13 protein-coding genes are annotated in these 16,117 nt (G+C 43.4%); 2 read left to right on the forward strand and 11 right to left on the reverse strand.

Features of this window, described 5'->3' with window-relative positions; all coding sequences use genetic code 11:
* Window positions 1-381: 381 nt before the first annotated feature.
* The 11 genes from grrP to PMG71_RS11390 form a co-directional block, all read right to left on the reverse strand.
* Complete coding sequence (gene grrP, locus PMG71_RS11340; protein ID WP_283753795.1) at window positions 382-1,275, reverse strand: extracellular substrate binding-like orphan protein GrrP; 894 nt, start codon at window positions 1,273-1,275, stop codon at window positions 382-384.
* Between the two features lie 95 nt (window positions 1,276-1,370).
* Window positions 1,371-5,201, reverse strand: a complete 3,831-nt coding sequence (locus PMG71_RS11345; protein ID WP_283753796.1) for a class I SAM-dependent DNA methyltransferase — start codon at window positions 5,199-5,201, stop codon at window positions 1,371-1,373.
* An 89-nt stretch (window positions 5,202-5,290) separates the two neighbouring features.
* Window positions 5,291-5,704, reverse strand: coding sequence for a hypothetical protein (locus tag PMG71_RS11350; protein ID WP_283753797.1), 414 nt, complete (start codon window positions 5,702-5,704; stop codon window positions 5,291-5,293).
* Between the two features lies 1 nt (window position 5,705).
* Window positions 5,706-5,915, reverse strand: a complete 210-nt coding sequence (locus PMG71_RS11355; RefSeq protein ID WP_283753798.1) for a hypothetical protein — start codon at window positions 5,913-5,915, stop codon at window positions 5,706-5,708.
* Between the two features lie 182 nt (window positions 5,916-6,097).
* The gene (locus PMG71_RS11360) at window positions 6,098-6,349 is read right to left on the reverse strand and encodes a hypothetical protein (RefSeq protein WP_283753799.1); all 252 of its coding nucleotides are present in this window, start codon (window positions 6,347-6,349) and stop codon (window positions 6,098-6,100) included.
* A gap of 45 nt (window positions 6,350-6,394) precedes the next feature.
* Window positions 6,395-6,610, reverse strand: a complete 216-nt coding sequence (locus tag PMG71_RS11365; RefSeq protein WP_347179255.1) for a hypothetical protein — start codon at window positions 6,608-6,610, stop codon at window positions 6,395-6,397.
* Window positions 6,611-6,840: 230 nt separating this feature from the next.
* A complete protein-coding gene (gene htpG, locus PMG71_RS11370) occupies window positions 6,841-8,817 on the reverse strand; it encodes a molecular chaperone HtpG (protein WP_283753801.1) in 1,977 nt (658 codons plus the stop codon).
* Between the two features lie 152 nt (window positions 8,818-8,969).
* Window positions 8,970-10,922 carry a biosynthetic arginine decarboxylase gene (gene speA / locus PMG71_RS11375; RefSeq protein ID WP_283753802.1) on the reverse strand — a complete coding sequence of 651 codons (1,953 nt, stop codon included), beginning with the start codon at window positions 10,920-10,922 and terminating at the stop codon, window positions 8,970-8,972.
* A 38-nt stretch (window positions 10,923-10,960) separates the two neighbouring features.
* Window positions 10,961-13,282: a CHASE2 domain-containing serine/threonine-protein kinase gene (locus tag PMG71_RS11380; protein WP_283753803.1), complete on the reverse strand. Its 2,322-nt coding sequence runs from the start codon at window positions 13,280-13,282 to the stop codon at window positions 10,961-10,963.
* 97 nt (window positions 13,283-13,379) lie between these two features.
* Window positions 13,380-14,201, reverse strand: coding sequence for an alpha/beta hydrolase (locus tag PMG71_RS11385; RefSeq protein ID WP_283753804.1), 822 nt, complete (start codon window positions 14,199-14,201; stop codon window positions 13,380-13,382).
* 67 nt (window positions 14,202-14,268) lie between these two features.
* Window positions 14,269-15,006 (reverse strand): hypothetical protein, encoded by a 738-nt coding sequence (locus PMG71_RS11390; protein ID WP_283753805.1) that lies wholly within the window; start codon window positions 15,004-15,006, stop codon window positions 14,269-14,271.
* A 163-nt stretch (window positions 15,007-15,169) separates the two neighbouring features.
* Between PMG71_RS11390 and PMG71_RS11395 the strand changes: the two genes are divergently transcribed.
* The gene (locus PMG71_RS11395) at window positions 15,170-15,712 is read left to right on the forward strand and encodes a 7-carboxy-7-deazaguanine synthase QueE (RefSeq protein ID WP_347179256.1); all 543 of its coding nucleotides are present in this window, start codon (window positions 15,170-15,172) and stop codon (window positions 15,710-15,712) included.
* A 36-nt stretch (window positions 15,713-15,748) separates the two neighbouring features.
* Complete coding sequence (locus PMG71_RS11400) at window positions 15,749-15,949, forward strand: hypothetical protein (protein WP_283753807.1); 201 nt, start codon at window positions 15,749-15,751, stop codon at window positions 15,947-15,949.
* The last annotated feature ends 168 nt before the right edge of the window (window positions 15,950-16,117 follow it).

A 16,117-nucleotide genomic window follows, 5' to 3' on the forward strand; every position in this document is an offset into this window, starting at 1 on the left:
AAGAAGCGGGCAAGATGCCCGCACTCCTCGAATTCTTTGATATGACTGGAGTGGGAGCGTCTCGCTCCCTGGATTTTTAATTAGGGTATTTCCGCTTCGCGGACATGAATAAGCGAACTTGATATCATGTCCGCTAAATGAGCTATAACAAGTCATATCAAGTCCGGATAAAGGGTGAAGAAGCGGGCAAGATGCCCGCACTCCTCTAATCCCTTGATATTACTGGAGTGGGAGCATCTTGCTCCCTAAATTTTTAATCATGTCCCTAAATTTTTAATCATGTCCCTAAATTTTTAATCATGTCCCTAAATTTTTAATCATGTCCCTAAATTTTTAATCATGGTATTTCCGCTTCGCGGACATGAACAATCGGACTTGATATTATGGGGCGATCGGAACTTGACTATGGGTATCAATAATATCTCGGAAAAACTCCACCACTAAATCTTGATTAATGGGAGTCACTCCTTCTGCGCCAAACCAGCGATTAATCACAGCCACATCATCCGGCCGCTCCATCAGGTAACCTTGCATAAATTTAGCCAGGGTATAGTTAACCAAATCGCGGAATTTAGAATTATCTTCGGGCATCATGCAAGCAATCCCTTCACGGGTATAAGGAACTTCTGGGACAACACTTAACTCATCAGGATTAGCCGCAGTTTTCCGCAACCCTTCCAAGAGAATACCATCCCAAGCAAAAGCATCAATCCTGCCTTCTTGCAGAGCTGCCAACCCTTCCGCACTGCCACGCATCGGAACCAAATCAGCATCCGGTTGAATCAGTTGAATCACCTGCTCATTGGTGGTTCCCAGCAATACGCCAACTTTTTTACCCTTGAGAGATTCTGGCGAGCCTAATGTATTCCCGTCTTTGACCAATAAACGAGTCCCTGTAACCGCATAACTGAGAGAAAAGTCTACAAAAACATCCCGATCCCAAGTAAAACTGGTGACTCCACAGACTAAATCAACGGTGCGACTTGTGATGGCAGGAATCCGGGTATCAGGAGTCACTTCCACTAATTCTAAGGTGATTTCTTTACCCAGTTGCGCTTCCATCTCCTGGCGAATTCGGTCAAGCATATCAATGGAATAGCCCACCAACTGTTCTTGCTCGTTCATATAAGCAAAAGGCGCTGTATGGGTTCGAGTGCCTGCTGTGAGTACCCCTGTACGCATCACCTTTTCCATCACCGTTTCGGCCCAACTGGGTAGGGATAGACCGCCTGAAAACAGCAGAGTTAGGGCGGCGATCGCCAAATTCCGTTTCATTATTGTTCCTCACCGGATTAACCAATCTGCTGAATCATACTCAAGTCTAATCCCAGTTGTCAATTATGATTGCCGAGGAAGGGAGTGAATTAATCCTAGGTACTCCTTTCGACTATGTTAATTTCGGCTTCGGTTAATCCGTACAGTTGATAAACCAGGCGATCGATTTCCGCTTCTAATCCGGTGATGTCTGCTTGCGGGTCGGATTTTTTGGCGTTGAGAATTTGCTCTACTAATTTTTCTAATAAGGCTTTCTGTGGTTCCGTAGCGTTGGCGATCGGTATTTGAGAAACGTAAGGAGTTTGCATTGCGTAAGTTCCCCCCGCCATTTTACCAACCGTATAGTCTAAAAAGAACCATATTATCTTAGAGTTGAGGATTCCTAAAAGGTAATACGTTGCATCAGGAATGAGAAACGTTTTATTATTTGAGTAAACCCCTGTATCATCCCAGGCAAAAGCTTGATGAGTCGCAATTTCTTGATAAATAATCTTAGGTTGCTCAAATTCTTGCCAGAAAGCAATATTATCCTGAATTTCGTACCATTTATAAGAGCCAGCTTTTCTTCCCGTTCCCGGTGTCAGTCGTTCTTTGTATTGACTTAAATAATTTTCAATCGCTGGGTATTGTTTAATATCAATTCCTCGTCGGGTAAAAATTAACCATAAATCTTGGTATTCAACAGACCAGCGTTTAACATCCCGACCGCGCAAAAAAGGCTTTAACACCTCAGCAGAAGAGGGATGCTCTTGAATTAAGCGATCGCGGGTAGGGCGATCGACCACAAAAGCTTGATTAAATCCTGTGAGAATCCCCCGATAAAATCTCCCGTTCACATATTCGCCTAACGGGGTTCCAGTCTTTTGCAGTTTGGCCAGTAAATCTAAAACTTCGGGAGATTCTAACCGCCAACCATCCGATTTTAAATTATTCTGGGAAATGCTAAAACCCTCTTCATGTAATATCGTGGCAAATTGTTCAATATTTTTGTGTTTGGTGGCATCCCAAGACAACGCCTTAAGTTCATTTTCATCCGATCGCACTTTACTGAGGGTAATAATACTCGGATAGGCGATCGCCTCTTCAAACACCGGAAAATCCCCGAAATCAACTAAATTAGCGATCGTAGTGGTCTCGGTCAAAAATTGACGGAGTTTTTGACCATACCCGGCTCGAAAATATTTATTAGATGAGATATAAGTTAAATAGCCGTCTTCTTTCAATAACTCTAACCCTAGCTCATAAAAATAGACAAATAAATCCGCAATTCCCGTATAACATTGATACCGTTCCTGGAAAAATGCCTTAAACTGCTTAATCTCCTCCTGTCGAATATAAGGAGGATTGCCGATCGCCACATCAAAGCCGATAAAATCCCCGCGATCGTTCAAAACTTCGGGAAACTCAAACCGCCATTCTAGGGCATTCTCATAAATCTTGCCGCTTTCTATCTCCTCAATTTCAACTCGTAACTTATCAATCTGATTATTTAACTTAGCGATTTTTCTCTCGCGCTTCTTTTTCTCTGCCTTCGTCTCCTCAAACAACGAAAACTGATTTTCCAAACGATAAATCTCACCCTCTAACTGTCTTAACTTAGTTTTCTTCGGGTCAACTCCTTGCAGCGTCATCCGAAAATTTCCCTTAATCTCATCAATCAGCCGTTCCATCTCCCGCTTCTGCTGCTTATTCTCCGCATGGCGATAAGTTTGCACCGCATCGCGATAATTCTCAATACTATATTGTTTTTTCTTCAAAGCCACCCGCAAATCAGCATATAAAGCAAACCGACTCATCAAAGAATTGCCGCACTTAATATTAATGTCAATATTCGGTAAAGTCTCTAACTCTCCATATTCTATTTTCCCCTCGCCCCCTGGGAGAGGGGTTAGGGGTGAGGGCTTGTAATAAGCATTTTTCAACAATTCAATCCACAACCGCAACCGACAGATTTTCACCGAATTGGGGTTAACATCCACCCCAAACAAACAATTTTCGATAATCGTCTGCTTTTCGTGAAACAGCGTTTCTTGGACTCGCTGACTTTCCCGGCTTTTTGGGTGATACTCGAACAACAACCCATCATCGTCAAGCACCATTAACTCATCATTCACCACCTCAACATGATAATCCCTTAAAGTCTTACCCTGTCTATCTAGTAAAATCTTCAACTCGCTTTTAATGGCGATCGTCTCATTTAGGGCTGACACTAAAAAATGCCCCGAACCCACTGCCGGATCGCAGATTTTTAAACTGTTGATAATTTGATTCGCTTCTGGCTTATCAGAAATCCGATCGTACAACTGATTAATATCCTGACAATTCCAGCCTTTCACCTGATTAAACTTCTGCACCACAGCGCGGCGAATGGTTTCCCGGCACATATACATAGTAATAAACCCAGGAGTAAAGAAAGACCCATCTTTATAGCCGTTGATTTTCTCAAAAATCAAGCCCAACACCGCAGCATTAATCAGTCCCTTATTCTCTTCTTGAATATCTTCCGACCCCTCGCTGCTGAAATCATAAGCATTGAGAAATTCAAACAAATATTCTAAAGCATTAATGTCTCCAGTGCGCTTGTTTCCCTTACTATCTTTCAACACCGTAGCGGCAAAAATTGGCAGAGTCTCATCTCGGAGATTACTAATCACAATCGTCTGTTGTTCCATCTCCGTTGGTTCAAACAGAGAACTATTCAAATACGGAACATGACTAAAGATTCCTTGTAAGCGATCGCTCCTTTCTGCTGGTTTGCGAGCCAACACACTAAAAAACAGAGTATTTAAATCATCATAATTTTTCACCGTCCCTAAATTGAGGAACCCAAAAGATAAATCATTGTGATGGTATTGAATTAATTGCGCCTCTAATAATTTGAGAAACAAAATCCGATTCATCCAAGTAATGGCCAACTCCAACCCCAGGTTAAACAGTCTTTCTGATTCACTGTCCCCAAACTGTTCTGGGTTGTCTAAACGAGAAAGTTTATCTAGAGCGTCCAGTTGCCCGATCGCATTTTCAATTAAAGACCCTGAGTTGCGTTGACCGGATTTTTGCCGTTGAATGATTTTTTTATTCTTTTGTTTCGTTTCCGTCAACCCAATAATATGTAACAATTCGTTATAAAAGCCTCGATCCAGACTATTACTATCATTGGCAAAGGGCAACTTTAATAAATGTTCTGGGGATAGCAGTTTAAACAGGGTAATCAGTTGATGCTCATTTGGCTTTTCACTATCCTGTAGAATTGCCTGATAGTCGCGAATATCAAAATGAGTATATTCGATCCCCCTCCCGTCCCCCTTAACAAAGGGGAAGCCAGAGGAGGAATTTTTTATCGATGACTCAATGGCAGCGATCGCCGGTTGAGCAATTTCCGCATAGAAAAACTCAGTTTTCTGGCTGGTTAATCTTCCGGCTTCAAAATCCTTAAACCGCTTCAGGAAGGTTTGATTCTGTACAAATGCTATTTCAAACAGACTCGCATCAAAAATAAACCATTCATAAATATTAGTAGCAATTAAATATTTTATTTCTAGGTTGTTATTCGTGATGCGATCGCGCAAGAAATACAAAACCAACTCGTGAAAAGCTTTCCGGTTCAAATCATCCACCGTCAGCATTTCACTTTTATTAGTGGGCTTTTTGAACTCCAGAATCACCCCCACGGAACTCTCAGCCGTTTTGCCGGTGTGAATCACCAGATCGTTCCGTCCTTTCGTATTGATAAAATAATTTTCCCGATAATAGGTGTTCTTCAAAAAATCAGCAATCAGATTTTTATGAAACTCTTCCGACTCTGCGGGATTAATTTGCGCGAGTAAGGTTTTCAGACTGGTTTTAAAGCTTTCAATCTCAGCCCGGTGAGGCTTAACTTTCAGGAAAGCTTTGTTTAATGCTTGTCGTGGGAAAATTTTACTCATTGCTCGCCCCTTATTTTACCTAATAGTATCGAGTCAGCATGAAGTGAAACCAGTGATTCCCATCATATCAGAGTTTAAGGACTAATGCACTATTTAGGAGACAATTCAAACGCTAACTGCGATCGATAAAAACAGACATCAAACTCCATAAAAAAGTTTAACTGACCTAAAATAATCGGCGGATCGTTAGATTTAGCCCAAGCAAAAGCTAAAGGAACTGGTGGAAAATTACCAATTTGACCCACCACAGCTAAAGCCCTTGATTCCACTGGGGAAAGATTACCTGCTAAAGCAATTGAAAGAGTTTGCTCCTCCCAAACTGCTCCTAACTCTAAACCTACATCATACGGTAAAACATTTAGGCTCGAACCTGTATCTAACAAACCCCAAAATTCCCCAACAGAATCTCGATAACCTAAAGTAATGGGCACACAAGGAAAAAAATTAGCTTCTCCTGCTTGATTCCTTCGTTCGATAAAAGGAAATCGTTGAGAGTTTTGCATTTTATTTTTTCTTCTCTTGTTCTAAGACACTCATTAACTTTTGAGCAGCATCACTATAATCATAAGGCGACCAAAGACGATAAGCCACTTCATTATCTAATGATTCTAATCCTTTTCTTTTGGCTAAGTCAGCAGTTAGAATTTGTATAATTTCAACTTGCTCGGTATCAGATAATTGCCGCAGTTGCTCTAGTAATTCAGAATTTGACATACAGTAACCTTGAATTCACTTTTTTATGTTACTATGATTGATAGTAAACGCGAGTAAAAATTAACCACAGAGATTATTGGTCGGCGCGATCGCTTACGGTAGAATTGCTGTAATGCCTGGGGATGTGTGTCAATTAGGGCGATGCAAATATTAGTATCCAACAAATACACAAGTTTTTCACCTTAATCATCTGCATTGTTCATTCTTTTTTCAAAGGCAGCATGGCGTTCCTCATCTAGTTCTGTTAAAGTTTTTACAAAGTCTTGTCTGCCTTGGCGATCGCTCTCTAAGAATTCTTTCATTTTTTCGAGCTTTTCCTCAATGGTCATTGTTTCAACCGGTTTAACTTCGATAACCAATTGAGTCCCGTCAGGAATATTCAGATTTTCTGCAATTTCAATAGTGTTGCCCTGTTTCATTCCGGTTAGTTTCATGGGCAGACCTCCAATAATTAAGCAGCGTTTTAATTATAGCCTAGGCTAGGACGGGGAAATAGCTAGGGCTTGCTGAAGGGGTTCCGAGAGCGCGATCGCCATGAAGTAACTGCTAGGGTATAAATAGTCTTCACCAGATTCATCAATTACACGAATCATCTGATGCGCGATCGCTTCAGGATCGGGTAGAGTTTGATAAATTTTGCGAATTTCTAAGGAAGCTGGATAGTCTTGGTTATTGATACAAACCACAAATGTCATCATGTTTATTCCAAAAAATACTTGATCTTGATTTCTTTTTTATATCAAGTCCAATTAAATACCATGATTAAAAATTTAGGGAGCGAGACGCTCCCACTCCAGTAATATGACGGGATTAGAGGAGTGCGGGCATCTTGCCCGCTTCTTCACCCTTTATCCGGACTTGATATCACAATCTACAATAATTAAGTAGGGTGGGGCACTGCCAGCCCTACAAATTGGCTTGATGATTACGCTTTCGCCGTTAAGCGGGTTAAAACTTGCGTCGAGCGATCGACAAAAGACTTCATTCCACCGGCATCAAAGCCTTTTTGTGCCATCAGCGCCAAATCATAAACTTGATTACAAATCAGATTGGCTAAGTCCGCAGAAGGAGAAGATCCTTCACCGGAAATAATTGTGCCTTGACTCAAGCGTAATAAGTCTTGAATCAACGGATGAGCGGTATTCACTAACAGAATATGCTCTTCGGGAAACTTTGCTGTTTCTTGTTGGAACATGGCGTTCATTTCCTGCAAGCGGCGCATGAATTCTGGCAATAACACCATTGCGGGTGGGTTTTGCTCGTTATTATTGCCTTTCAAAGATTCTGTGCGAATCTGAAGTTTGGGTTTATTCAGCGCTTTCTCGAATAGTTCTTTAATCTGTTCGCTGGCAGTGGTATTGGTTTTCGGATCGACAATTTCTTTGTCGTTTTCCTTATCCAACAATTGCTCATCAATTTCGGCATCGACGCGGGCAAACTTGACATCGGAATGCTCGCGCTCTAGGAAGCTGATAAAGTGAGGATCGATGAAGGAGTCCATATAGAGAACTTCTAATCCTTGATTTTGGTGAAGTTGGATATAGGTTCCTTGATTCACTTCATCAGTGCAGTAGAAGACCCGATTTTCGTGGCGCTCTTTGTTGCGCTCTAGGTATTCTTTTAAGGTGCTATAGGTATGCCCTTGCGCGTCTTTGTTGCTCGGTTGCACCTCTTGCCAAGCGTCGTCTCCTTCCGCTTGCACTTGCACTTCTGGGGAACTTTCAGCACTTTCGCCGTCCCAAGTGGTACGGTAGATGACGATATCTTCGACTTGCCCTTTGAATTTGTCGTCGTTGAGGCAGCCAAATTTAACGAATGTGCCTAAGTCTTTCCAGCTCTTGATGTAGTCTTCGCGGGAGTCGCGGTATTGTTCTTTGAGGCGATCGCCGACTTTTTTAGCCACAAAGTCTGCTATCCTGCGAACGGTGCGATCCATTTGCAAAGCAGAACGGGACACATTCAGGGGAATATCGGGACTATCAATCACCCCGCGCATGGGAAGCAGGAACTTCGGAATAATCTCCTCGCAATGCTCCGAGACGAACACCTGATTACAGAACAGCTTAATCTGTCCTTTGGTGACATCTACATCCGGTTTCAGTTTGGGGAAATAGAGAATCCCATTGAGCAGGAAAGGATAATCGGTTTTCAGATGAATCCAGAGCAGAGGCTCCTCTTGGAAGGGATAGAGATAGCGATAAAACTCTAGATAGTCTTCATCCGTCAGATCTCGTGGAGATTTTCGCCATAGAGCATCCCGTTTATTAATCTGCTCCCCATCGAGCATAATGGAAACGGGCATAAAATCACAGTAGGTTTTCACCAACTGCTTAATCCGCGTGGGTTCTAAGTATTCTTCCTCTTCATCCATCAGAGTCAGAATAATGGTGGTTCCACGGGTAGTACGCTCCGAATCTTCGAGCTTGAAGGCTGGGGAACCATCACAAGTCCAATGAACCGCTTGCGCTCCGTCTCGATAAGATAGGGTATCAATTTCAACTTGTTTGGCGACCATGAAGGAGGAGTAAAATCCTAGACCAAAATGGCCGATAATCCCTTCTTCTGTGGTTCCCTTATACTTTTCTAGGAATTCCTCGGCGCTGGAAAAGGCGACTTGGTTAATATATTTTTTGACTTCATCGGCGGTCATACCGATACCATTGTCGCTGATAGAGAGGGTTTTCTTCTCCTTATCGAGACTAATGACGATTTCGGGTTCTCCGACTTCACCGGAAAATTCATCGGTGTGGGAGACCATTTTTAATTTGGCGATCGCATCTACAGCATTAGAAACCAGTTCCCGAAAGAAAATCTCATGATCGGAATAGAGGGATTTTTTGATAATCGGGAAAATATTCTCAGTATGAATACTGATTGTGCCTTGTTCGAGTACAGTAGTCATCGTTGATAATAAAGGATAGCGAGAAGTTACATAAATAGGGCGTTACTGTACAATTGTGGAAGATTGAAGCCGGTTTGCCTAGACGACTGCACCGTACCCCACATTCGGATCTCCCTACTTTGACCATGACTCATGGCCAACCTCCCGTAGAATCAGCTCTCCACAGATAGATAAGTATAGCGATTGAGGCTTTCCTTATAGCTATTGAGCAACCGTTGGGACTCAGAGATAGAAATGGTTCCTTCTTCTAGGGCTGACTCCGTTTGCTGGCGGATACTTTCCACTAAATCTTCGCGATCGTATTCTACATAACTCAATACATCTCCCATGGTATCCCCTTTCACGACTTGCTTCACTTGATAGCCTTTAGGGGTTAGGGCAATATGAACCGCATTAGTATCGCCAAATAAATTATGGAAATTACCCATGATTTCTTGATACGATCCGCCTAAAAATAATCCTAAATAATAGGATTCTCCCTGTTTTAGGGGATGCAAATCGAGTAGGGATTTTACATCGCGCAGATCGATAAATTTGGTGATTTTGCCATCACTATCACAGGTGAGATCGGCCAAGGTTCCTTGGCAGGTGGGTTGTTCGTCTAAGCGATGTAGGGGCATAATCGGGAACAATTGATCGATCGCCCAACTATCGGGAGCGGATTGGAATACCGATAAATTCACATAGTAAATCGAAGCCATATTGATCTGGAGGTCTTCGAGATCGTCGGGGACATACTCCTGATGACGAATAATTTCTAGGATCTTCTGGCAACAAGTCCAATAGAGCTGTTCTGCTTTGGCCCGTTGGCTTAAACTCAAATAGCCAAAGTTAAATAAACTAATGGCTTCTTCCTTAAACTGAATGGCATCATGGTAGCATTCCTGATAATTCTCTAGCCGAATCAATTGGTAGGTTTCCCACAAATTACGGATAATCAAATGATCGCTATCTTCAGCAGCTACCGCATCTTTGGTCATCACTTCACTGGTTCCGAGGACATCAAAAATGAGGACAGACTGATGGGAGGCGATCGCCCTTCCGCTTTCGCTCACTAGCACAGGTGCTTTCACCTTGGCTTGTTCGCAGGCTTCTTTGACCTCGGCGACGATATCATTGGCATAATTCTGCATATTGTAATTTTTGGAGGCATAGAAGTTGGTTTTCGAGCCATCATAATCGACTCCTAAACCCCCTCCTACATCTAAATAGCCCATATCTGCACCACTTTTCGCCAACTGCACATAAATTTGGCTGGCTTCCCGAATGGCATCTTTAATCACACCGATCGAAGAAATTTGCGAGCCAACATGGAAATGCAACAGTTGCAGAGAGGATAACAGATTGACCGATTCTAGGCGTTCAATGACATGGACAATTTCTGGAATGGTTAAGCCAAATTTGGCTCCATCTCCTGTGGATGTACCCCAACGGCCTTCTCCTTTGGCGCTGAGTTTAGCGCGAACACCAACTACGGGAGCTACTCCTAATTCTTGATGGGCCTTGATCACTAGCTCTACTTCTTCGAGCTGCTCTAAAACGATGATGGTTTTTTTGCCGAGTCTGCGGGCTAAAATGGCGGTTTCGATGTATTCTTTATCCTTATAACCGTTGCAAATGAGCAGGGAATTAGGCGTTTTTAGTAAGGCTAAGGCGATCAGCAATTCTGGTTTTGAACCGGCTTCTAGACCAAACTGGAAGGGTTGGCCAAAGTGAACTAAGTCTTCTATCAGTTGCCGATGTTGGTTGCATTTGACGGGGAAAACGCCTTGGTAAATGCCAGGATAGTTGTATCGGGTGATGGCTTGGGAAAAACAAGCATTGAGTCGTTCTAGGCGATCGGCTAAGATATCGGAAAAGCGGATCACGAAGGGCAGGTGGATGTTGCGTTGTTTGAGTGCTTCTACCAGCTCATAGAGGTCTAAGGAACCGCCGCGATCGCCTTTTGGAGAGACGACAACATGGCCGGCTGCATTAATGGAAAAATAGGGGTCTCCCCAGCCATTAATCCGATAGAGCGCTTCAGAATCTTCAATTGTCCAGGGGGGGGATAGGGGTTCCCTTGATTCTGGAGTTTCTGTGGTGGCGATCGCCTGTTCTGCCATTCGATAGTTACCTCACTAGCCTATTCTGATTATAAGGATTAATGATTAATTTTTTTCAAGGCATCGATCGCCTCTACTGCCGAGGGATAGCGATCGCGGAAATGATACGCCACCATGGTATCTAAAATATCCATTAATTCTACGCTAACCGTACTTTCAACTAAATGATGCCAAACCGCGCTCCCTGTACCCCAATCCTGGCGTAACTTCTGGGGACTAATCCCCGTTAAAGCATGAATCGCAATCATCCCCACAGAGTAAATATCGCTACAAAGCCTCGGTTGTCCCATCAATTGTTCCGGTGCTGCATAGCCTTTCGTGCCGATCGCCACCGTAAACCGCTCTGTCTCTTCCTCTAAATGGGGTGCAAACTGCTTGACTGCGCCAAAATCAATCAAGCATAGGCGGCGATCGCTCTGACGACGGATAATATTACTCGGTTTAATATCCCGATGGATCACCTGATAGTGATGCACAAAAGTCAACACCTGCAAAATATCAAACGTCAACTCCATCACTTGACTCACCTCTAAGCGCTTATCCTCTCCTAATTCATCGCTTAAAGAACTGCCTTCAATGTACTCTTCCACCAAATAAAACTCTTGATGTTCCTCAAAATAAGCAAACAATTGGGGAATTTGATCGTGTTGGCCTAAAATATCTAAAATTTCCGCTTCCGTCTTAAACAACCGTTGAGCTACCTGAAAGAAATTGCCATCCGTCTGCACCGGTCGTAAATGTTTAATCACACAAATAGGATGTCGGGGGCGCTGAATATCTTGAGCCAAATACGTTTGTCCAAATCCTCCCGCACCTAAAACTTTTGTAATATGATATCTTCCTCCTAAAAGACTCATCGGTTGAGTCCATTCTTCTGTATTTTCAGGCGCAATTTGGGTACAGTCCTCCTCATCATCCCCCTCCGTATCCGTCCAGGTTTGGGTATTGTCAGAGTCATCTAATTGAGTCAAACCTTGTCCTTTCGTCTGCTCCTCCAAAAAGGTTTGTAACAGCTTCAAATCTTGCTCTTGCTGTTGCACCCGTTGAGCCATGTGTTCTTGGATTTTTTGGGTTTGATAGGAGCTATACCCGAAGACTCCCCCACTGCTCACCAATAATCCCACAACGGGGGAAAAGAGGGGAACCCAAACGGAGGATTCAAACAACCCCCAACTACTTCCTGCTAAACCGAAAACGGCGATCGCCAAGGTTCCCGATAAAACCAAAGGATGGGTAATCTTCCAACTGAGGGCAGCACCCACCGCGGCCCACCCTAAAATCCAGAGAATTTCTAAACGATCTGACCAGGTACTCATCAAAGGTTGGTCATCCAAAGCCGCATTGAGCAACTGGCTAATGATTTGGGCATGAATTTCCACCCCTGCCATTTGATGATTAATGTCTTGACCTCGGCTATAGGGCGTATAAAAGAAGTCATTTACACTGGGAGCCGTCAGCCCAATCAGAATAATGCGATCGCGTATCCAACTGGGATCGACCCGCTCTTCTAAAACATCCATTAACGTCACTTTACGAGCCACGCGATCCGGAGAATGATATTTCAATAAAATTTGATATCCCTGAGCATCCACCCCCTGATAACCTCCCGTATTCGGTTCTAGCCGAGTTAGGGGCACTGAACCTAACATTAGAGTCCCTTCAGAGGGTTTCACATCAATATTTTCATCCTGGAGATAATGGCGCGTCAATTGCAGGGAAAAAGCTTGTTTCACCTGACATTTAGAAGAGGGAAAAGGTTTACCCCAAAGTAAACTGCGCCGAATCACCCCATCCTCATCAATCACCACATCCGCAAATCCTAGATGTTGATTTTGGACTTCCGGAGGAGGAGGAACCCCAATATCATCGTCCCCTTTACTCAGTTGACAAACCGTTACCGTGCGATTATTTTCGCCCTGTAAATAGGTCATTAACTGCTCGCGGCCCGGATTTTGGGGAATATCCCGATAAATATCTAAACCAATGACTCTAGGGTTATGGGCTTCTAATTTCTGTATCAGTTCATAAATCGTTTCATCGGATAGGGGATACCTCTGTTGCGCTTGAATATCCTCTTCTGTGATGCCAATAATTAAGAGTCGATCGTCCGTTTTGGCGATCGCCCTCCATTGGGTAAATTGGTCATAGATCAACAATTCTGGGTATTCAGTCCAGCCCAATTTTCTCAACGCCACCAGCAAGGCCGTCGTCGTTAACGTCACAATCACCACCGAATTTCCCACACTCATCCAATCGATCCATGAATTCTGGGGATCTTGCCACCTTTGGCACAGCTTCGGCCAAATTTGCTCGCACACCAATGAACGGCATCTTTGCCATAAAGGAAGGCTAGTTTTCATTCCCGGTTCAATTTTGCCCATACTCGCCCATCGGATAACTGTAGCTGGTGTTTTTAGTTAAGTTTAGCACCCAGTTTTTCTGGTACAGACTATGGGACTATTTCGGAATAGCCTGTCCTAGACTCAACTTTTGTAAACTTTGGTTATAAAGATCAACTCTTCCCATCCAATCATTATGCCCTAAGCCCTCAATCTCAACCCAATTTTTCGGGTCGTTGGCCACTTGGTAGAGTTTCTGACCATGGATCAAGGGAATCATCTTATCCAAAGTAGCATGAAAAATGAGCAGGGGAGCCTTGATTTGTTTAATCTTACCAATGTTATTAAATTTGTCAAAGGGGAATAAAGGTATCCAAGTGATCACCCGCAAGGCAGAAATAAAGGTATTTTCAGTCACTAAAGCTGCGATCGAAATTTCCCTTGCTAAATCGATAGATGGGCCACCCCCCACGGAACGACCATAGAGAATAATTTGATTCGGGGGAATCTTCAGAGTTTGGGTGAGATAACCATAGGCAGCGCGAATATCTTGATAAGCGCCTCGTTCTGTAGGTTTTCCTTGGCTGGTTCCATAGCCTCGATAATCATAGGCAAAGACACTAAATCCCAGTTGATTCAAATGTTTGAGAACCGGTTGAATAATGCCCAAATCTTCAGCATTGCCATGGCTATAGAGCAAGGTATAGCGGGCTTTTGAGTTGGGTAAATATTGACCCGTAATATTAACTCCTGGTGCAGAAGTCAGGGTAACCATCTGGGGAAGAGTTTGGTAGGTAGAAAGAGGAGGTAAGAAAATTCTGCTATCTGCAATCAACAGAACATAGAGGCTAACGATCGCATAAATGGCCACCGTAGAGCGCAGCAGACGCACAAAGGAAAATTTGCCCATCAGTAATTCTTTTAAGCCTTTAGTCTTCATGCAAATCCAGTAACCAATAATAGACCCTAGCTGACGATCCCCCGATCGACCCAAACTCACCTTACAATTAGAAGAGATTAAACAAATTAAACCGATAGCCCACCCCTAAAACAACGCCCACCTCAGTTTTACCATCAACAAATCCGGTATTCACTCGCAGAGTTCCCATAAAATCTCTAGACAGAGGGACATCAATACCCCCAACCACTAACCCATGAAATCGCCATCCATCTTGAGTTGTTACTAAGGTTCCTCCCCCTAAAAATGGCATAGCTACTACTTCTTGCGTTTCGTTATTTCTGATGGGAAATTCACCCGTTAGGGCAAACATGCTTGCCGTTTGTTTGCCAAAAGAGGTAGCATTATGTAAAGTGATATACTCGCTCAACGCTCCTTTACTCATTAACGAAAATCCCCCACTGCCTAAAGCCGTTTCTCCATCACTTAAGCCCAGGGTTCCACCGATACCAAAATAACTACCTACAGCAGGTTTTAGATCCGATGAGCTGGTTTCTTGAGCTGTGGTTGATTCAGGTTCGACTGATTCGCTCTGGGATAAAGAATCCCTAGGAAAAGGGGAGGGAGGTTCCGGGAGAACCGGGGAATCTAAGGGGACAGGTTCAAGTTGTTTTTGCCCTAGGGTAGAATTGGAGATGGCGGCTGCTTCAGTCGTTGTTACAGTGACATAATTTCCATACCTTACCCCGGTGGTTTGCGCTTGAGCTAATGGTAGTGGGTAAATTCCCCCAGTGATTCCCCCCCAGAAAGCGAGTAATCCGATCGCTTTGCACCCTGCATGGTTCATGTTTTCCTCCTTGGATTGATGGCAATAATTGGTTGATTATTATAACCCAAAGTTACAGAAAACTGTTAAAATTAGAATAATGTTCTGATAAAATTGATGGCGATCGGTGAAAAATTACCCCATTGTAGAAACCTTTCATTCTATCCAAGGAGAAGGATATTGGATGGGACGGAATTCTTTTTTTATTCGCCTCGGAGGATGTGATGTGGGCTGTTGGTTTTGTGATACGAAAGAATCTTGGCCAATGGACAAACATCCTCAATATTCTGTGGAGAAATTGGCCCAAGAAGTTTTAGCCGTCAATCCGAGTATGATTGTGATTACTGGAGGCGAACCCTTAATGCATAGTTTGGATGAATTAACTCAAGGATTAAGGGCTTTTTGTGGTTTGCCGTTGCACTTAGAAACCTCTGGTGCGTATCCTTTTTCGGGCAGATTTGATTGGGTGACATTTTCTCCCAAGTGCTTTAAGTCTCCCCATCCCAGTATTGGCCCTTATGTGGATGAGTTAAAAGTGGTGATTACTAGCCCAGAAGATCTAAAATGGGCTAAGGAACAAGCTCAATTCGTGCAAAGTACGGCAGTTAAATTCTTACAACCGGAATGGAATAGTCCAGAAACAATTGATTTAACGGTTAAGTTTGTCTTGGAGCATCCAGACTGGCGAATGAGTTTACAAACCCATAAGTTTTTAGGCTTGCGTTAAATCGCGATCGCTCCTGTATTTTCTCCTCTATCAATTATGAAAACGCCCTTTGAACCCGATCGCAATGAAATCAATCGCTGGCAACGCCAAATTGAAGTCGCTAACCAACATAATGTCTTTGCTCACTGTCATCTCTGTGGCTATGAATGGGTCAGTTCTTCCCAGAATCAGCCCTGTCCCCAGTGTAACAGCGATCGCATTGAACGTATCCTATGTTGGCAGTTCCCCGATGGGTGATACAGCGCAAAGCGCTGTATCGGTGGACAGTAGGAAAAGATCCCCCCTTGCCCCCCTTAAAAAGGGGGGAATAGGAAAGTCCCCCTTTTTAAGGGGGATTTTCCGCAAGCGGACATGAAAATTTGTTAAGAAGCGGGCAAGATGCCCGCACTCCTCGAATTCTTTGAT

Origin of the sequence: Roseofilum acuticapitatum BLCC-M154, from assembly GCF_030068475.1 — a bacterium.
Taxonomy (GTDB): Bacteria; Cyanobacteriota; Cyanobacteriia; order Cyanobacteriales; family Desertifilaceae; genus Roseofilum; species Roseofilum acuticapitatum.